Source organism: Anaerophaga thermohalophila DSM 12881 (assembly GCF_000191885.1).
Classification (GTDB): Bacteria; Bacteroidota; Bacteroidia; order Bacteroidales; family Marinilabiliaceae; genus Anaerophaga; species Anaerophaga thermohalophila.
Genome location: NZ_AEWI01000001.1, coordinates 194,432 through 214,490, shown reverse-complemented (window position 1 = coordinate 214,490; position 20,059 = coordinate 194,432). Strand labels below are relative to the sequence as shown.

The 20,059-nt window shown below is 41.7% G+C and carries 12 protein-coding genes; 9 read left to right on the top strand and 3 right to left on the bottom strand.

Features of this window, described 5'->3' with window-relative positions; genetic code table 11:
* Positions 1-18: 18 nt before the first annotated feature.
* Both ATH1_RS18730 and ATH1_RS21880 read right to left on the bottom strand, forming a co-directional pair.
* Entirely contained in the window at positions 19-741 is a 723-nt protein-coding gene (locus ATH1_RS18730; RefSeq protein ID WP_211208048.1) for a glycoside hydrolase family 88 protein, read from the bottom strand.
* On the bottom strand, positions 725-1,081 hold the full coding sequence (locus tag ATH1_RS21880; RefSeq protein ID WP_010416332.1) for a hypothetical protein: 357 nt from the start codon (positions 1,079-1,081) through the stop codon (positions 725-727). Before ATH1_RS21880 ends, ATH1_RS18730 begins: the two co-directional genes overlap by 17 nt.
* 110 nt (positions 1,082-1,191) lie before the next feature.
* Here ATH1_RS21880 and ATH1_RS22535 point away from each other — a divergent pair, with 110 nt between their 5' ends.
* A complete protein-coding gene (locus ATH1_RS22535) occupies positions 1,192-1,392 on the top strand; it encodes a hypothetical protein (RefSeq protein ID WP_081467409.1) in 201 nt (66 codons plus the stop codon).
* Positions 1,393-1,449: 57 nt separating this feature from the next.
* Here ATH1_RS22535 and ATH1_RS0100975 read toward each other — a convergent pair whose 3' ends face one another.
* On the bottom strand, positions 1,450-5,826 hold the full coding sequence (locus ATH1_RS0100975) for a hybrid sensor histidine kinase/response regulator transcription factor (protein ID WP_010416328.1): 4,377 nt from the start codon (positions 5,824-5,826) through the stop codon (positions 1,450-1,452).
* A 216-nt stretch (positions 5,827-6,042) separates the two neighbouring features.
* On the opposite strand from ATH1_RS0100975, the gene ATH1_RS21355 reads away from it, so the two are divergent.
* From ATH1_RS21355 to ATH1_RS0100935, 8 genes are all read left to right on the top strand, one after another.
* Positions 6,043-6,210: a hypothetical protein gene (locus tag ATH1_RS21355; RefSeq protein ID WP_010416326.1), complete on the top strand. Its 168-nt coding sequence runs from the start codon at positions 6,043-6,045 to the stop codon at positions 6,208-6,210.
* 149 nt (positions 6,211-6,359) lie between these two features.
* Positions 6,360-8,063 (top strand): glycoside hydrolase family 28 protein, encoded by a 1,704-nt coding sequence (locus ATH1_RS0100965; RefSeq protein ID WP_010416323.1) that lies wholly within the window; start codon positions 6,360-6,362, stop codon positions 8,061-8,063.
* A gap of 518 nt (positions 8,064-8,581) precedes the next feature.
* Positions 8,582-11,809, top strand: coding sequence for a SusC/RagA family TonB-linked outer membrane protein (locus ATH1_RS0100960; protein ID WP_010416320.1), 3,228 nt, complete (start codon positions 8,582-8,584; stop codon positions 11,807-11,809).
* Between the two features lie 15 nt (positions 11,810-11,824).
* The gene (locus ATH1_RS0100955) at positions 11,825-13,669 is read left to right on the top strand and encodes a RagB/SusD family nutrient uptake outer membrane protein (RefSeq protein WP_010416317.1); all 1,845 of its coding nucleotides are present in this window, start codon (positions 11,825-11,827) and stop codon (positions 13,667-13,669) included.
* Positions 13,670-13,689: 20 nt separating this feature from the next.
* Positions 13,690-15,300, top strand: coding sequence for a DUF4957 domain-containing protein (locus ATH1_RS0100950; RefSeq protein ID WP_010416314.1), 1,611 nt, complete (start codon positions 13,690-13,692; stop codon positions 15,298-15,300).
* Positions 15,301-15,367: 67 nt separating this feature from the next.
* On the top strand, positions 15,368-16,837 hold the full coding sequence (locus ATH1_RS0100945) for a pectate lyase family protein (RefSeq protein WP_010416311.1): 1,470 nt from the start codon (positions 15,368-15,370) through the stop codon (positions 16,835-16,837).
* Between the two features lie 408 nt (positions 16,838-17,245).
* Positions 17,246-18,433 carry a glycoside hydrolase family 88/105 protein gene (locus ATH1_RS0100940; protein ID WP_010416308.1) on the top strand — a complete coding sequence of 396 codons (1,188 nt, stop codon included), beginning with the start codon at positions 17,246-17,248 and terminating at the stop codon, positions 18,431-18,433.
* 285 nt (positions 18,434-18,718) lie between these two features.
* The gene (locus tag ATH1_RS0100935; protein ID WP_010416305.1) at positions 18,719-20,056 is read left to right on the top strand and encodes a pectate lyase family protein; all 1,338 of its coding nucleotides are present in this window, start codon (positions 18,719-18,721) and stop codon (positions 20,054-20,056) included.
* Positions 20,057-20,059: the final 3 nt, after the last annotated feature.

Genomic DNA, 20,059 nt, shown 5'->3' with positions numbered 1-20,059 from the left:
TAAGAAATTTTTCCGACTTTACAGGCGGGCATTATTTAGTTTGTCAAAAGCAGCTTCCATAAGCAAAAAGAAGGCCTGGCTTTCGGTGGCACGGCCAGGGCTTTTAAACCACGGAGCACCGCAAGCGCCCTGCACGAAACCCGGTTCGTCAACTTTTGCATGCGCTGCATTACGCATTTTCTCAGCTTTTTCGAGGTAACACGATTCGAGCCATCCCGATGTTAATCCCCTGAAAATACCATAGGCAATCATTTGTGAAAGGTTTGTTTCCACAAAAGAATTGGTGTCATTCACAATATTATGGAACAAGCCATCAGGCCGTAGGTATTTCAGGCATCCGTCAATATTTTCTTTTGCATAACTTACAAGTTGTTCCCGCTCTTTTTTCATTGCAGGTGGCAGACTGTCAATTACGCGGGCATAACTTGCAATGGCCCAGCCGTTACCAACACCCCAGAATTTTTCGTTGATAAATTCGTTTTTGCCGGCATGCCATCGGTGTGAAAAAAGTTTATGCTTCTCGTTCCAAAGATATTTCCGGATGCCTTTAATTTGTTTAACGGCTTCAGCATGCTCCCCGGCGACACTTAAATAAGGCGGGGCCATGTAAATGGAGTCGACCCATATCTCGGGTGCATTTAGTGTGTGATGAATAATGTTGTCTTCGGTACGTGGTGCTTCCTGCATTAAGTAGTGTAGCATTTTTTTGTGGCCGTTAAGGAGTTCACTGTCGTTTTTCATTTTTTGCCATTTTCAGCACCGCTTCGCCCGATGCAGCGGGATCGGTAACACCATTATCGGTGTATAAAACCGACAATCGGCCTTCATCGGTTTGCCTTAATACTGCTTCTTTTGCAAACAGGTAGGTCAACTCGTAATCGCCCGATTCGAGCAGTGCCTGTGCCGCAACACCCTGTTCCCACGATGCCCGTTGCATACTGAGCATTGCTGTTTTAACTTTATCGGTGAGCTTTTTGTCGTTAGAGGCATTTTGAGGTTTACAACTTGATAACACCGGGCTACCGGCCGCGAAAAAGGCACCCGCTGAAAAGGATTTGATGAAATTCCTCCGATTTTGCATGTTTTAAAAGTTTTCTTAATTTGGCTGTTAGTGCTATTTTTGAAATTTTTTGGATTTACATGGACTATTCTTCCATTTTCTGATACAACACCAACTCAAAATTTCGGTCAATCTTATTTGAGTGCAGTATAAAAAGCCTTTTGACTCCTAAATCCCCTAAAGGGGACTTTTTCAAACTGCTGATTTTTAGCAGTTTCCCTTTAGGGGTCAGGGGTAAAAATGATAAAAATCAGCAGTTTGAAGGCTTTTTATACTGCACTCTTATTTATTATCAACCGTTGGTGGTACAATCTATACTCCATGAGTATTAGACTTTAAAAATGGCTTTTTAAGTTGAATTAATTAGTGTCTGTTAATGTAATTGATTTTCACATCTCTACCTTGTGTTTACTGGGAGGATATCCGAACAGAGTTTTAAACTGCCGGCTGAAATATTTCACATCATTAAATCCTACCTGAAAGGAGACCTCTGAAACATTATATCCTTTTTCGAGGAGTTGTGCCGCTATTTTCAGCTTGAGCTGACGGACGAATTCAACAGGACTCATTCCGGTGAGTCCTTTTACTTTGTTGTAAAATACGGTTCGGCTCACGCACAATTGCCCGGCCAGTTCTTCAATTGTAAATTCTTTCGAATAGTTTTCCTGGATATAAGCCACAAGTGTTTTAAGGAATTCTTCATCCTTACTTGTTACTTTGAGGGTTTCGGGGTCAATGGTTTTGTTGTCACGGAATTTGGCAATTATCCGTTTTCGTTGCTCAATGAGGTTAAGAGCTACCGTGTTGAGCAATTTTGCGTTAAAAGGTTTTTGTAAATAGGCATCAGCTCCGCATTGCAGGCCGGATATCTGGTCTTCGAGTCCTGTTTTTGCGGTCAGCATGACAACGGGAATGTGACTGGTGCTAAAATCTTTCTTCAGCAGTTGGGTTAATTCCATTCCGTCCATTCCCGGCATCATTACATCTGTAATAATAATATCGGGGTGTTTTTCTTCAATGATATCAAGTGCTTCCCTTGCATTAGCGGCCTTCGTTGTTGAAAAATTCCTGCTTAATGCGGAACATATATAGTTCAGTATTTCAGTGTTGTCTTCAATCACAAGTGCTGTGGCTTTCTTTTCCTGAATGCCGTTTTCAGGAACTGTTATTTTCTCTCGCTCAGGTTCTATTACATCTTCAGTGATGGGGTGGAAATGATTATCTGTTTTTTCGGTGAATTCGATCTCATTTCTGCCTTCGAGGTGCTTCCTTCCTTTGGGCAAAATAATCTTAAAGGTACTTCCTATTCCTTCTTTCGAGTCAACTTTCAATTCTCCCCCGTGCAGTCTCGTGATCTCATAGGCAAGAGACAGTCCGATTCCTGTACCAGATGCTTCCCTGTTGCTTAAAATGGTGTATCGTGTAAACAGGTCTTTCACGTTTCTTTCGGGTATTCCTTTCCCTTCATCAGCAACAGATATAACAAGTTTGTCTTTTGAAATATGTTCCACCGAGATGGTTACTTTCTTACCGGAAGGGGTGAATTTAATGGCATTACTCATGATGTTGTACAGCACAACGTCCAGTTGGGTTGCATCGGCCCATATTTCCGAACTTTCTTTGTCGGCAACGAAAGCCAGTTCCAGCTTTTTATGTTGCGCCATGGGCAGAAAACTGTCAAATACTTCCCTGCAGAATTTAATAATGTCAAGCGGAGCTACTTTTAGTCTCATCTTATTATTTTGAATTTTCCTGAAATCGAGTAATTGATTAATCAGGTGCAGCATCCGTTTCCCGTTTTTATGGATGATCATAACTTCGCGGTAAATTTCGGGAGATATGGCGCGTGTTTTTTGTTTGAGGTCTTCCAGTGGCCCCAAAATTAGTGTTAGAGGTGTTCTTATTTCGTGCGAGATGTTGGTAAAGAATTTAAGTTTTTCTTCGTTAATGCGTTTTTCTACGGTCAATTCGTTTCGATAGCGGTTTATTTTGGTGATTATTTTTTTGATTCCGGCAATAAAAAGGATGAAGATGACAATGTAACCTGCATAAGCCCAGTCTGTTTTATACCATGGGGGTAATATAGTGATTTTGAGTTCGCTCGGGTTATCAATCCATCCGCCAAGACGGTTGGTCGATTTGACTTTAAACACGTAATCGCCGGGAGGTAAATTGGTGAAAGTAGCTTTGTTTTGATTGTCTACCTGATTCCATCCGGTATCAAAATTCTCAAGCATATAGGCGTACTGAACATTTTCCGGATCCTGAAAATCAAGAGCAGAAAATTCTATACTGAAACTTGACTGGTGATGTTTCAGTGTCAGATGTTTGGTGTAAGTGATGGTTTTTTCAAGTGGAGAATTTTCATCCAGGGTGGAAACGTCTTTGTTGAACAATTGAAAATTGGTAAGCTCAATTTTCGGCGTGTAATTCTTTACCTGTAATTTTTTGCAATTCAATGCCTCTATACCTTTGTATCCACCAAAAAGCATAGTCCCGTTTTGGCGTTTCAGGCAGGTATTTTCCATAAACATGTTAAAGCTGAGACCATTGGTGGTATTGAAAACTTCGATGGTACCGGTTGTTTTATTATAACGGTTCAGACCGTTTTCAGTACTTATCCAGAGCCTTCCGTTATTGTCCTCAAGCATTGAAAGAACGACATCATTACTCAGGCCGTTGCTGCTGTTGAATCTTTTGAATTTTGCAACGGAGTCGTTTATTACTTGCAATTTATTCAGGCCACCGCCTAATGTTCCAAACCACAACTCTTGGTCCGAATCCTCGAGGATATGTATTACATCATTGTAGCTTAGGCTGTTGGGGTTGTCGGGCTTGTAGAAGAAACTATAGAAATCTCCTTCTCGGGGATTTTCACGCATATAAAGGCCGAAGCTGGTGGCTACCCACATTCGTCCCTGAGCATCGAAAAGTATATGTCGCACCATATTGCTTCCCAGATTACTGTTCTGGCTATGGATGTTTTTAAAATACCTGTTCCCGTTTTTCTCCGTCACCACCCTGCTAATACCGTTTCCATAGGTGCCAATCCAAATTTCATGCTCATGGTTTTCGACAATGCAATAGATATTGTTATGAGTAACACTTCGGGGATCGTTTTCGGAATGTTGATAATTATAAAAATCAAGATGTGACAGGCTTTCGTATTCATTTACCGGTTTCTTGCTGACCAGAATACCTTTACCTTTTGTTCCCAGCCAGATATGCCCCTTGTGGTCAGTGATAATGGTATAGATATTGGCTCCTGATACCCACCCGTTATCGGTCTTGAATTTTTCATATACCGCCAGCTGATTATATAATGAATCCAGAACATGAAGTCGTCCGGCTTTTGTTCCAACCCAGATTCGGCCCTCATTATCTTCATGGAGCGAACGTGTTATATTATCAGAAACTTCTTTTATTTCACGCTGAGGAAGAATATGGGTAAATCCCGGATTCCTCAAAATAACTCTTTCTATTCCACCGGGGTATTGGCCCAGTCCCAGCCATAGCTGTCCCGAACGGTCGTGGATGATGCTGGCCACTATATTTGAATGAATTGAATTGGGATTTGACGGCTCGTTCAGGTAGAAACGGAACCGGTCTTCGTCGCGACGATATAGGGCAAGCCCCCCTTCGTGTAGACCAATCCAGAAGTTGTCACTGTTGTCCTCGAAAAAAACGTGTCGTTCCAAATCTGTCGTATTCTCTCTGCCGGGTGGTGACAACCGGTAATGTTTCGACTCTCCTGTTTCGGGATCATAGCGGTCTATCCCGAACTTGTCGGATGTAATCCATATCTGGCCGTATCTGTCTTCATATATTCTGTCGATATTTTTCCCTGCTGTGGGGATGTATTTCCAATCTTTCTTTGAAATATCATAGCAAAACAAACCTGCATTTTCGAAGGCTGCATACAAATGCTCTCTTTTGGAAAGGAAAAGAAGCGATGAGTGGTTGTTCTTAAACAAGGGTACAGTCTCATTGTTTTTTTGTGTGTAAACCCCGCTGATTTTGTTTTTAATCAACAATCCGTTGTTTTGTGTACCAAACCACAATTCATCTTTGGTTTCACAAAACGTGGTGAAAGAGTAATCGACAAAGAAATGTTGAAAATTTGGTGTATTGGCTTCAATGTCCTCTTTCGACAGGAAATTAATTCCCCTTTGGGTGCCTATCCAGAGATTGCCGGTGTTGTCGTGCCTGACAAACGATACATTATTGTTTGATAATGCGTACTGGCCCCGGTTAAGGAAACGGGTTGTTTTATAGTCTGCTTGCTCTGCATCGTATTGTAGCCGGTAAATACCTAAAGAGCGGAGCCCAATCCAAATCTCATTGCTAGTGTATTGTTCAAAATCTGAGATTATTGTGTTGTCTTTAGCTTCTTTTACCAAAAAGTCGGGAATGGAATTAATTTTTTCAAGTGTAGGATGAAAATAGTGGTAATAACCGTCATGCGTCATGAACCAGATAAAATCCTGCTCATCCTGCCAAATTTCAGTTATTCTGTTATTGATGAATATTCCCGACTCATTGGTGTTTCCTTTGAAAACTTTAAAGCTGTATCCGTCATATCGGTTGAGTCCGTTATTCGTTCCTATCCATAAAAAGCCTTCTTTGTCGCACATCATGGCCGACACGGTATTCTGTGAAAGCCCGTCCTGGGTGCCGATATGATCAAATCGGAATATTTCCTGACCATAAAGATCAATTCTCAAGAGTGTAAGGAGCAGAATAATAATGAGGTGGATGGTTCGCATCTGGTTGTTATTTTTTACCAATTACAAAAATGCAACTATTTTTTTGGTTTTTTACAATTGTTTTAAGTGGGTGATTAAATGATTAAGCGCACATAATCAGTGTATTGATGAAATGTCCCCGTTAAAAAATCATAATTCAGATAACTTTTTTTGACAATTTGTCCCTCACGGGCATCCTCATTTGCCTCTAACTTGCAATTACAAAATTAAAAGCCATTGCCATACAGGTATTGCGACGACAGATGTGTTCAGTATAACAAAGATATTGAATCGGCCGACTGGTTTGTCGGGAATGGAGGAAACCTCAAGATTTTACGACCTATTCCACAGGATGCTCTTGATTTGAACCGTGGAAATTATCCTCAAAATCCGGCATATAATTAATGTGGATATTAAACAGATAAATAGCAGGCAGGCTTAATAATTAGTACCTGTATCCATCCGTTTTTGGACAACTTTTGTGATGATGAAACTCGTCCCGATTACAGGGGACGAGTTTCATCAAACCAATAACTTAGTTAAATTTTATACTTATGAAAAAAAATTCTGACAGGTTGAAATGGTGCTTGATTATAGTGATGATGTTGCCAAATTTGGCATGTTCTGTTCATTCTGTTGAGCAGGAAGATACTCTTAAATCGCTTTACAAAGATGTTGAATTTGAAATGCCGGTGATATCTGAGCCCCAATTTCCGGATTATGTTGTGAATATCAGTGACTTTGGTGCTATCGGAGACGGTATTACAGATAACAGCGAAGCCTTTGCTGCTTCGATCGATGATGTTGCGGCTAATGGCGGAGGAAAGGTTGTGGTATCGAGGGGTATCTGGCTGACCGGTCCCATAAAGATGAAAAGTAACATTAATCTTTATCTGGAAGATGGTGCAGTGGTATTATTCAGTTCCGATTTTGATAAATATCCTCTTATCGAAACCAGTTTTGAAGGCTTGGAAACCTATCGCTGTATGTCACCGATACATGCTCACAATCTGGAAAATATTGCTTTTACCGGCAATGGCGTATTTGATGGCAGCGGTGATGCCTGGCGGCCGGTGAAGAAGAGTAAAATGACTGCTTCGCAATGGAAAAATCTTGTGGAATCGGGAGGTGTACTCAGCGATGACGGGAAGATATGGTATCCAACGGAGAAGTCGAAAGCAGGCGACGGGAAAGATAATTTTAATGTTCCCGATCTTAGTTCCAAAGAGGAGTACGAGAAGGTAAAGGATTTTTTACGGCCGGTAATGGTTAGTATCAAAGAATGTAAAGGAGTACTTCTTGACGGACCAACTTTTCAAAACTCTCCTGCCTGGAATATTCATCCGTTGATGAGTGAGAATGTCATTATCAGGAATTTAACAATTCGTAATCCATGGTATTCACAAAACGGTGACGGTTTGGATCTTGAATCCTGCAAAAATGTGCTGATATACAATAACAGTTTTGATGTGGGCGATGACGCCATTTGTTTCAAATCCGGAAAGAATGAAGATGGCAGACGTCGTGGTATGCCAACAGAAAATGTAATCGTGAAAAACAATATTGTCTATCATGGTCATGGCGGATTTGTTGTCGGAAGTGAAATGTCGGGAGGAGTACGTAATGTGCATGTTTCCAAATGTACATTTATGGGGACGGATACAGGTCTTCGATTCAAGAGCACAAGAGGACGTGGCGGGGTCGTTGAGAATATTTACATATCTGATATTGATATGATTGATATCCCTACCGAACCCATTCGCTTCAATCTTTTCTATGAGGGTAATGCTCCTGTTTTGGATGATGGTGGTAACAGCGTTCCATCGGGTGAATGGAGTGAACCTCAGCCTGTGACCGAAGAAACGCCTTCGTTCAGGAATATTTTCATGAAGAACATCCGCGCCCATGGTTTTGGGAATGCCGGTTTCTTTATGGGATTACCCGAAATGAACCTTCAAAACGTACATCTTGAGAATGCATTACTCAGGGGAAAAGAGGGAATCGTGATTATTGATGCAGACGGTATAAATTTCCGAAACGTGAAGGTAATTGTCGAAAAAGGACCTGCTTTGGCTTTACTCAATGCAAAAAATATTGAAATTGAGGAGTTTCAGTTTGAGACCCCCGACTCTCCGGCACTTGTCATTTATGGAAATAAAACTGAGAATGTATCATTTCAACAGAGTAGCATCGAAGATATAGAAGCATCTTTAAAAGTCGGGACTAGTGTTAATCCCGACCAGGTGAGGATAAAATAATGAGTTCTTGTTTCTTTTTTCCTGCTATAGAGTGAATGTTTTAGCTTCAAGTCAAGCCTTTACCTTAGCCATAGTGGGTTATCCTATGCTTTCGGGAGTGGCAGATTCCGATGTGACATGTTCTTTAAGAATAATGGATTCCGAACCGCTATATTCTTCACGTATATCCGGTTCAAATCCACCATCTTCAGGGCTGGGAAGTTCTAATAAGCCACGATGAAGAATATTGCAGTACGAGGTATCATTGAGGATGTATGTGACTGATCAGAATTCACCACTCCTGTTGCGGGGTCAATATTTTCACAGGGCGTATGCATGATATTAAATAATATATTAAAAATCAGTGTTTTGATAATCTGTCACCTTTTTGGATTAACAATTTGCAACACCATTTTAGATATTTATTCGGACACTATCTTGTTTGTGTTACCATATCTTAGCAAGTGTAAAAATGTTTAAACAGCGTCTGATAACTCAATTGAATTAAACAGCAATTAAAATTAAAATCAGTATTTGTTATGATGAAAAATTTTGTATTCAAATCGATGTATGTTTTGTTACTACTCGTCTGTTTTACTACTGCGGGTATTGCACAACAGAGAGCCGTTCAGGGAAGGGTTACTGATAATTACGGAGACCCGTTACCTGGTGTCAATATTATAATTAAAGGTACTACTACCGGAACGGTAACCGATATGGACGGTAACTACAACCTCACCGTCAATGATATACAGAACGATGTATTGGTTTTTCGTTTTATTGGTTTTGCCGATCAGGAAGTTCCTCTTAATGGTCGTACCAATATTGACGTGCAGATGGAAGAGGAGGTTATAGGACTGGATGAAGTCGTTGCCATAGGTTATGGAACGGTACGCAAACGTGATTTAACCGGGTCTGTTGCATCTGTGTCAGGCGACAATCTGCAGGATATTCCTGTAACATCTACTGCTCAGGCCATAACAGGCCGGTTAGCTGGCGTGCAGATCACAACTACCGAAGGTTCTCCCGATGCAGAGATCAAGATTCGTGTGAGAGGCGGTGGCTCTATTACTCAGGACAATTCACCCCTTTACATTGTTGATGGTTTTCCGGTAAGCAGTATTAGTGATATTGCTCCTACTGATATTGAGTCAATCGACGTCCTCAAAGATGCGTCTTCAACAGCCATTTACGGTGCTCGAGGAGCTAACGGTGTTATTTTAATAACGACAAAAGAGGGGGTTGAAGGTGATGTAAAAGTAAATTACAACATGTACTATGGTGTGAAGAAAATTACGAATACACTCGATGTTCTTGACCCCTATGAATATGTGTTATGGCAATATGAGCTTGCCGGTGAGAGTGGTAATACGGCCCGGAATTTTGAAAGATATTATGGTGTGTTTGGCGACCTGGAGCTGTATAAAGCACAAGAGGGGCGCGATTGGCAGGATGAAATATTCGGTAGAGATGCGTCAACTCAATATTATAATGTGAGTGTTACCGGGGGGTCGGCAAAGACCAAATATAATTTAAGTCTTACCAGAACAGATGATGAAGGAATTATGCTTGGTGCCGGTTATGTCAGGAACAACATCAATTTTAAGCTAAACAGCGAGATTACCGACCGGCTGTCTGTCGATTTCAATACCAGATTTTCCGATACCAATGTTACCGGTGCCGGCACGTCAACCGAAGGCTCCTCTACCAACAGCCGGTTGAAACATGCCATTAAGTATGCACCGGTCAGGGGGTTACAGGATTTCCTTGCTTCGGTTGATTTTGATGCCGATATTGAAGCTGCCAGCCAGCTATATAATCCCGTTGATGTTGTAAACGATGATTACAGAGATTCCGATCGCCGGAATATTACGTTCAATGGCGGTGTCAGTTATGAGATGATTGACGGGTTGACTTTGAGAAGCGACTGGGGTGTAGAGTTAGAAAATAGAAGAGATGATCGCTTTTATGGTCCTTCCACTTCTCAGTCGAAAAACGATAGTGGTGGTACGCCAATGGTGACCATTGATACACGTGAAGGCATACGCCAGAGGGTCTCCAACACGCTTACCTATGCAAAGGATGATATTTTACCCGGGCATAATCTGAGTGTTCTGGTTGGGCAGGAATATTATTCATACAAAACCAAGTCGCTCGATATGGAATCCAGGTTCTTCCCCAATGATGTTACAATTGATGCTGCATTGGCCATGATGAATCTGGGAACGCCGCAGCCTACAGAATCCTTTGAATCGCCCGAAGACAGGCTGAACTCTTTTTTCGGACGACTCAATTACAACTATCTGGACAAATATCTGCTTACTTTAACGATGCGTGCCGATGGTTCCAGCAAGTTTGCCGAAGGTAACCGTTGGGGATATTTCCCATCTGTTGCTGCTGCCTGGAGGATCAACGAAGAACCATTCCTTAGTGGGTTCGATATTCTTTCTAATCTTAAGCTGCGGCTTAGTTATGGTACCGCCGGTAACAACCGCATTGGAAACGATATGTGGAAGATGCTCTATACTACCAGTGATGGGGATAAACCTTATTTCGTTGATGAAGATCGTCAGAATCAGCTTGTTCCGGGAAGCACTATTGCTAATCCCGATTTAAAGTGGGAAACTACCTATACCAGAAATGCCGGTTTGGATTTCGGATTCTTCAATAACCGGATCAGTGGTACTTTCGATGCTTATTATAATACGACAAAAGACCTCTTGATCCGTGCTAACATTCCTACAAATACCGGCTACGAATATCAGATGCAAAATATTGGTGAAACTTCCAATAAAGGGGTTGAGCTTTCTTTGGACGGATATATTATTCAGCAAAGAGATTTTACACTCAGAGCTTCATTTAATATAGCCTTCAATATTAATAGGGTAGAAGAGTTAGGCGATGTAAAAATGTCCCTCCAAAGTTCCGGATGGTATGGAAGTTCTTCAGGACCTACGGGTGATTATCTCCTGAAAGAAGGCGAGCCTGTTGGACAAATGTGGGGATATGTAACCGACGGAATGTATAAATACAGTGATTTTACATACGATGCAGCAACAGAAACTTATACCCTTAAAGAAGGCGTTCCTGATAACAGTACACTGATCGGGGCAAGCTATTTTGGACCCGGAACCTTGAAATTTAAGAAACTTTCAGGCGAGGGAAATATTGTTAACCCCGCAGATGATCGTACCATCATTGGTAATGCTAACCCCGACCATACCGGTGGGTTTAATCTTACAGCTACCTATAAGGGATTCGATTTCTCAGCCTTTTTTAACTGGGTTTATGGTAACGATATCTACAATGCTAATAAGCTTGAATTTACCTCTTTCCCCGATTCACGGCTTTACGGAAACCTTTTAAGCATGATGAACTGGGAAAACAGGTTTACGACCGTTCACCCTGAAACAGGCGACTTTGTTTATAGTCCGGAAGGCTTGCAGATGCTTAATCAGAATTCTAAAATATGGCATCCGATGATGAACCGGGTGGTTCTGCACTCATGGGCTATAGAAGACGGTTCATTTCTTCGCCTGAACAATATCACACTTGGCTATACACTGCCTGAATCGTTGCTGAAAAGATTTTTTGTGGATAAACTGAGATTCTATGTCAGCGGATACAATCTATGGACTTGGACTGATTATTCGGGATACGATCCGGAGGTCGATACCCGGCGTTCTACCCCGCTTACTCCTGGCGTTGACTATTCGGCATATCCCAGAAGCAAGTCTGTTGTTGCAGGTGTTAATCTTACATTCTAAAAATATTATTTAATTATGAGAAATATAGTAACATATTTTCTGATAACGGTTTTTGGTATTTTTATTTTCACCGGATGTGAAGATGATTTGCTGGAGACCGAAACCAAATCGAGTTATACCACCGATGTTGTTTTTTCGAATCCTGCATTTACACTGAATGCGCTTTACGGTATTTACTCGCTGATGACCCTTGATGAGATGTATTCCCAGAAAATTCCATTCTATGCCAGCCTGAATTCAGATATTGAGGTTGTTGCGTTTGGTACAGGCGATTATGCCGACAATGGAAGGCGTGGCATCGGAAATTACCTGGCAACACCCGGGAATAACGAAATTGCCCGCCCATGGAATGCACTTTACAGAGCTATTGAAAGAGCCAATATTCTTATTGAAGAAGTTCCAAAGAGCCCTGTGATGGAAGGCGATAACGAAGAGGCCAAACGCAAAATGTGGACTTACTATGGTGAGGCACTTACACTTCGGGCGCTTTTCTATTTCGATTTGGTTCGTATCTGGGGCGATGTGCCTTTTAAAGTAGAACCTACACAGCCCGATGGCTCCAACTTCTTCCTTGGTAAAACCGACCGCGATGAGATATTGGAATCAATCATTGAAGACCTTCAGGAAGCCGAACAATATGTCCCCTGGATCGACCAAAGCGATGCAGGAACGCCTGAAAGAATTAGTAAAGGCTTTGTTAAAGGATTGATGGCACGGGTTGCTCTTTACAGAGGCGGTTATTCTGTCAGAGCTGAATCAAATACTATGGAACGTGGTTCAAACTGGGAGCATTATTATCAGATTGCACGCGATCAATGTAAAGAAATAATGGATGAAGGTGTGCATTCTTTAAATCCTTCCTTTAAAGATGTTTTCATTCGTCAGAATCAGTTGGAACCAGATCGTCAGTACTATGAGAGTCTTTTTGAAGTTGGTCATGGGATGACACGTAGTGGCGAAGCCGGCTATTACTCAGGGGTTCGTTACGAGACAAGTTCCAAGTACGGAAGACGTAATCAGGGCGGCGAACTTACACTTCCGCATTATCTCTATTCTTTTGAACCGGAAGATGCCAGAAGATATGTTTCCGTTGCTTTTTATTCATACAACGAACAGCCACAGATGGAAATATATACCGATCCCTCACAATTCCGCTTTGCTAAATGGAACATAAAATGGATGACCGATGCTTATATTGCTGCTAACCGAAATGCGGGAAACAAATTGCTTACTGGTATCAACTGGTGTTTAATGCGTTATTCCGATGTATTGTTGATGTTTGCCGAAGCCGAAAATGCATTGAACGGTCCTACCGCCGAAGCCAAAGAAGCTTTGAAAGAGGTTCGACGCAGAGCTTTCCCGACTGAGGTTCATGCTGAGAAGGTAGATGCTTATGTTGACGGATTGTCCAGCCCGGAAGATTTCTTTGAAGCTATTGTTGACGAAAGAGCTTTGGAGTTTGGCGGTGAAAGTATTCGCAAATTTGATCTCGTTCGCTGGAACATGCTTTATGAGAAAATAACCGAAGCCCGCGAGTTGAACCGAAAAATTGTTTATGGGGAAGCTCCTTATGATTATGTTCCTCAGTATTTGTATTACCAATATCGTGAGGATGATCCCGAGGATCTCAATTTTGAGACACTCAACCTTGATGAGGAACTCGGCGATATTAATATGCCCGATTTTGACAGGGTAGAGTGGATGTCAGGTCGAAGCGAGGAAGAAAAACAGGAGTTTATCGATTGGTTGAACTTAATGTCAAGTGGATTGGACCAATACCCCAACCGGCATCTTCTGCCTATCGCCCAGCCTGTTATTGATGATGCCAACGGTGCATTTACTAATGAATACGGATATTAATTAACTAAATTTTAGTCGTTATGAAAATTAATCTTTGGAAAAAATTGATTTTAATGGTAATGGCAGCAATAATCGTACTTCCTGCATGTGATGACGATGATGATGATGTCAGTACCGGGCAAACACGTTTATTCAGACCAGTGGAGCTAACTACCAATTTTGACGGAACTACCGTGGAAATTTCATGGTTGCCAATTTTGGGAGCAGTTTCTTATAACATTGATTTGAGCCGTGACAGTTTGAAATTCGACAACATTGTGGAGTCATATACAGGTATAGAAGAAGCGGTTCTCGTTATTCCCGATCTTATAGGAGGTGAGAGATATTCTGTAAGAATAATGGCCGTTGCCGAGGATCCCTCCAGAAATTCGGAATATGCTGAGTTAACATTCGTTACACCAACGGAAAATATTCTTTACCAGCTTGAAGGTGATGACGTTGGTGCCAATGATGTTGTCCTGTCATGGGATCCGGTTAAGGCTGTTACTCATATTGTTATTACTCCTGTTGAAGGTGGTGAATCTATCACATATCAGCTGGATGAAGCGGATCAATCGGCCGGAGAAAAATTCTGTGACGGACTTACAGGTGAAACCCAGTACGTTGCAGAGATTTATAATGGTGAGGCCAAACGGGGTTCCATAACTTTCAAAACGCTTATCGATATCGGTGATGCAACGCTTATTGAACAAGGTGATGACTTGATTGCCATTATTAACGAAGCCGGTTCCGGAACTTTTGTTGTAGAAGGTGGTGAATACAACCTGAGTTCTGATGAAATAGAACTTAGTGGCTCTACCACTATTAAAGCATTGAATGCCGCGGATAAACCTTTGATTTACGGAGCTTCAATATATATCAATGCCAGTGGCTCTTATATCCTTGAAGACCTTGATTTTACGGGTTATACTATCACGGAAACCGGAGAGGTGAATACAGAAGAACTGATGAGTTATGCAACACGGGTTACTACAAGTGATGTAACAGAAGGTGAACTCATCATCAGAAATTGTTCCTTCAGGAATTACGAACGCTCATTACTGAGGGGGACAGAAGGTGGCGCTCTTGACAGAGTTGAACTTGATAATGTTATCGTTGAGAACGTGACAACCGGAAGCAATGAGTTTATTGATTTGAGGAGTTGTGCGGTCAGTGAGATTTCCATCACCAATTCAACTATGTTCAATTCCAGTCAGACCCGTCATTTCCTGCGTTGTGATGATATAGCAGGGTTTACCGGGCAGGTTGTAAATATCGAAAATTCTACTTTCCATAATGTAGCGATGCCTGCCAACAGGTTCTTATACATCCGTGTTATGGATAGTAAAGCCACGGTTAAGAATTGTGTATTCTCAGAAATGGGAACCTTTGATGGAACAGAATGGACGGGTGCCGAGTTCAGAATTGACTCACCGGCTGCAGGATTCCCGGTAATTGATTACAATTACTACTATATGTCCGGCGTTTTGGCCAGTTCGGATTTTAACGGAACTAACTGTATTACCGACAATAGTGGAGTATCTCCTTTTGTCGACCCGGAAAATGGTGACTTTACAGTTGATATTAATTCTGATATTCGCACAATGGGCGAAAATAACGGACCTATGGGTGATCCACGTTGGGTTAACTAATTTTTCCAGAGGGAGATGCACTTTTAGGAGTGCATCTCCGTTTTTTTTTAATATTTAGGTTTTTAATATGCTGAGAAAATTTTTTCTATTCCTATTTGTGGCATCTCTTACCTGGACGTTTTCTGGTTGTGGAGATGAAGATACAATTAGCGGACCCGGTGAGCCGGAAACAGAGGACCCGAATGATAATGCCAGTGAAGAAGATGGCAACGATGAAGATATCGATGATGAAGAAAATCCGGAAACAGCGATAGCTTTTCCGGGAGCCGAAGGTGGTGGAATGTATGCAACGGGAGGCAGAGGCGGTGATGTCTATGTTGTCAACACACTCGAAGATGGCCTTTTTGAAGGTACATTGCGTTGGGCAATCGGACAGTCGGGACCAAGGATTATCGTTTTTGCTGTCTCCGGAACAATATACCTGGATACAGAATTGCGAATAAGTATTGGTGATGTTACCATAGCCGGGCAGTCGGCTCCGGGAGACGGAATAACTTTAGCCTATTATCCTGTTACAGTTTCGGCCGATAATGTGATTATTAGGTTTTTAAGATTCAGGATGGGGGATGTAAAGGCGGTTGAAGGAGATGCTATTTGGGGACGTCATCACAAAAATATTATCATCGATCACTGTAGCATGAGCTGGAGTACCGATGAGTGTGCTTCATTTTACGATAACGAGGACTTCACAATGCAATGGTGTATCATTGCTGAAAGCTTAAATGAGTCGGTCCATGGTAAAGGTGCACATGGATATGGTGGACTGTGGGGTGGCTATAATGCCTCGTTTCATCATAATCTTTTAGCACATCATAAAAGCAGAAACCCTCGATTTTATGGTGTAAGAGACGGAATTGAACGCGAAAGGGCCGAAATGGTCAATAATGTTATATACAACTGGGGAGATAACTCAGCTTATGGAGGCGAAGGAGGTGAATACAATATTATTAATAACTACTACAAACCGGGACCTGCCACCGGAGAGCACAAAGACCGAATATTTGAGGCATATTATGAGGGAACATACGGAAAGTTTTATGTGGATGGTAATTATGTACATGGTTCATCTACAGTAACCGATGATAACTGGCTTGGGATAGACCTTAAAAGTGGCGGTGTTAAGTTTGAGCTGGCTGCTTCACAGCCATTCGATGTCACACCTGTTGAGTATACTTCTGCAGGCGAAGCTTATGAGGAAATTTTGGAACATGGGGGTGCGAGTCTGAACAGAGATGAAGTAGACGAGCGTATTGTGGAAGAAGTATTCAATACCACAGCTACTTATGGCGGAGCTTATGGAGACAAGCTGGGTATTATTGATACTCAGGAAACAGTCGGAGGATGGCCTGTGTTGGAGGCCGGAACTGCACCCGATGATGCAGATAATGACGGAATGCCTGACAGCTGGGAGACAGAAAAGGGTCTTGATCCCAATAATTCTTCTGATGCAGCTGGCAATGATCTTGATGATAATTATTCGAACATAGAGGTTTATCTCAATGAAATTATTAGTGAAAAAACAGGTTTTGGAACCTGATGATTATCTTTTACGATGATGCATTCATCTGAAAAATATAATGTTATGTAAGTTAGTGTCCAACTCCTAATATTTGTTTTTTTTTGGAATAATATTTTTAAAGCCCGTCTGCATCTATTTATTAATGAGGATGACAGAAGGAAACGAGCATGGCAAAGTTTGCCACAATAAGACTATGTATAAGTTCTTGCATGCGAGTTCCATCCGACTTTAATAAATAAATTATATACGGATGAAATATTTTGAACCAACTTTAAAGAACCTGTTTGGTTCTGGCTATGCCAGGTTAGGTATTTGGGCATTGATGAATAATCACATGAGCCAAAAAAAGTTAACAACGTTGTACTGTTAAAGTAACATCTCACCTGTCGGGATACAGGCTTTAAACATCTGACAATTTATAAAATTATGAGAACCACTTTTTTATATTATATACTTATGGTTTCGGTTCTGTTTTTTTCAGGATGTAACCATAAAAAGGAATCGTCTTCTGATAATCATCAGAAATGGTCGGTCAGGATGGCCAATTCGGTTATGAGCCGCTACGATAGTCTGATAAATTATCAGAACCCTAAAACCATAAAATGGCAGTATGATATTGCCATGCTGGGACAAGCCATTGATAAGCTTGGCCATGTTGATTCGGTCTATTCACAATATATGGAAGATTATGTGGATTACTTTGTAACCGACTCCGGTACCGTTCGGACATACAATCCTGAAGAATACAATATTGACCGTATCAATCCTGCAAAGAATCTTATTACGGTCTACAAACGAACGGGTTTGCCAAAATACCGCAAGGCCATTGAACTTCATGTGGAGCAGATGCGGAATCATCCCAAAACCAAAAGTGGCGGTTATTGGCACAAAAAAATTTATCCCTGGCAGATTTGGCTGGACGGTGTTTACATGTCAACGCCTTTTCTGGCTCAATATGCACGCGAATTCAATGCCCCGGAATGGTTCGACGAGGTGGCTCATGAAATTTTGCTGGCCTATAACAAAACCGTTGATGAAGAAACCGGATTATTATATCATGCATGGGACGAAAGCCGTGAGCAAAAATGGGCCGACCCCGAAACAGGCCATTCGCCGCATTTCTGGAGCCGGGCAATGGGATGGTATATGATGGCAATTGTTGATGTACTCGATTATTTTCCGCAAAATCATCCCAAACGTGATTCCATAATTTCTGTTTTCCAGTCTACTGCAGAAGCATTGCTTAAAGTTCGCGACGAAAAAACCGGGCTTTGGTATCAGGTATTGGATATTGGCGACCGGGAAGGAAATTATATCGAAGGTTCGGGAAGCGCCATGTTTGCTTATGCTTTTGCTAAAGGAGCAAAAAAAGGTTATCTTGACAAATCGTATTTGCGTGTGGCCAATGATGTTTTCGACGGGATTATTGAACATCTTATAACCGTTGATGAAAATGGTCTGGTTACAATGCATCATATTTGCGGAGGATGCGGATTAGGAGGTAATCCGTATCGCGACGGCTCATTTGAGTATTATGTCACCGAAACCCAGGTTGATAACGATCCCAAAGGCGTCGCGCCGTTTATTCTGGCCGCTATTGAATTGGATCGATGAAACGAGCATGGCAAAGATTGCCTTAATAGATTATCAGTTTTTTAGATATAAGCAATTTAGTCAGTAGTTTTTAGTCAGTAGCCAGTAGTGTGAACTATAAACACAACATACGTCTTTGCGTTTTAGCTTTTTTTACCAACCCCTGCAACACCACAGTTTGCCGGTATAAAGAAAAAATATTTATATTGATGAAACGAGCATGACAAAAATTGTCACATAAGAACATGTATAAAACTCATTCATGCGAGTTCCATCAGACCAATGACTTAGATAAATTTTATACTGATGAAAAGAATAAAAATAGTAGCGACAATTCTTCTTTTTTTAATGGTTTCAGCATGGGCCTGTTCCCAGGATCATGATGAGCAAAAGACGCTTGCTTTTCCCGGGGCTGTTGGAGCCGGCAAATATACGACCGGAGGAAGAGGTGGAGCAGTAGTTTTGGTTACCAACCTGAATGATGAAGGCCCGGGCAGTCTGAGAAATGCCATCCGGAAACACGGTCCTCGAATTGTCGTTTTTAAAGTATCGGGATATATCGACCTGAAATCACCTCTGGATATTAATAACGGGGATATTACCATTGCAGGACATACGGCTCCGGGACAGGGGATTTGCCTTACCGGCTATCCTTTAAAAGTCAAGGCTGACAATGTGATAATCCGGTATTTGAGAGTACGCCCGGGCGATGTTTCCGGTGGGGAGGTGGATGCCTTTACCTGCAAAGACAATAAAAATGTGATTGTTGATCATTGCAGTTTCAGTTGGGGCAACGATGAGGTGTGTTCGGTATATGATAATGAGAATTCAACAGTGCAATGGTGCATCATCAGCGAAAGCCTGAACCTTTCGTACCATCACAAAGGAGAACACGGGTATGGTGGCATTTGGGGTGGTAAGACGGCCTCTTTTATCGGAAACCTGATGGCTCATCACACCAGCCGGAATCCACGACTTCAAGGGAGTCGGTATCACAAGCAACCTGATAAGGAACGTGCAGAACTTGTCAATAATGTGATCTATAACTGGCAATCGAAGTGTATTTATGGAGGCGAGGCAGGGAATTACAATATCATAAATAATTATTTTAAACCGGGCCCGGCAACCTCTGAAAATGCAGCAAAAGAATTTCTGGAACCTTATGAGCCATTTGGAATGTATTATATTGCGGGTAATGTTGTTGCTAATAATAATAATATCACTTCCGATAATATCAGAGGAATCGATTTTAATGGAAATAGTGCTGCTTCGTTACTGGCAGAAGAACCCTTTGACATTTCTGATTATTTGCCCCGGGAAGTCGATGATGCGTTTCCTGAGGTTTTGAATCGTGCCGGAGCTTCTTTGAAAAGAGATAAAATTGACCAAAGAATTATTTCCGAAGTGAGAAATGGTACTTCAACTTATGGTGAAAACGGCATCATTGATTCTCAAACAGATGTAGGTGGGTGGCCTGAACTGGAATCGGAAGAATATCCTGAGGATTCAGATGATGACGGATTACCGGACTCGTGGGAGGTGGCCAACGGGCTGAATCCCGATAATCCGGAAGATGCTTCCATCTGTACCTTGTCGCCTGACTATGCCAATATCGAAGTGTGGTTTAACGATTTGTTAGAATAATCG

Bases quoted from the DNA above. Each gene is read 5' to 3' on its own strand.
- ATH1_RS0100935 (WP_010416305.1), top strand. From the start codon at position 18,719: ATGAAAAGAATAAAAATAGTAGCGACAATTCTTCTTTTTTTAATGGTT.
- ATH1_RS0100975 (WP_010416328.1), bottom strand. From the start codon at position 5,826: ATGCGAACCATCCACCTCATTATTATTCTGCTCCTTACACTCTTGAGA.
- ATH1_RS18730 (WP_211208048.1), bottom strand. From the start codon at position 741: ATGAAAAACGACAGTGAACTCCTTAACGGCCACAAAAAAATGCTACAC.
- ATH1_RS0100960 (WP_010416320.1), top strand. From the start codon at position 8,582: ATGATGAAAAATTTTGTATTCAAATCGATGTATGTTTTGTTACTACTC.
- ATH1_RS0100945 (WP_010416311.1), top strand. From the start codon at position 15,368: ATGCTGAGAAAATTTTTTCTATTCCTATTTGTGGCATCTCTTACCTGG.
- ATH1_RS0100955 (WP_010416317.1), top strand. From the start codon at position 11,825: ATGAGAAATATAGTAACATATTTTCTGATAACGGTTTTTGGTATTTTT.
- ATH1_RS21880 (WP_010416332.1), bottom strand. From the start codon at position 1,081: ATGCAAAATCGGAGGAATTTCATCAAATCCTTTTCAGCGGGTGCCTTT.
- ATH1_RS0100965 (WP_010416323.1), top strand. From the start codon at position 6,360: ATGAAAAAAAATTCTGACAGGTTGAAATGGTGCTTGATTATAGTGATG.
- ATH1_RS0100950 (WP_010416314.1), top strand. From the start codon at position 13,690: ATGAAAATTAATCTTTGGAAAAAATTGATTTTAATGGTAATGGCAGCA.
- ATH1_RS0100940 (WP_010416308.1), top strand. From the start codon at position 17,246: ATGAGAACCACTTTTTTATATTATATACTTATGGTTTCGGTTCTGTTT.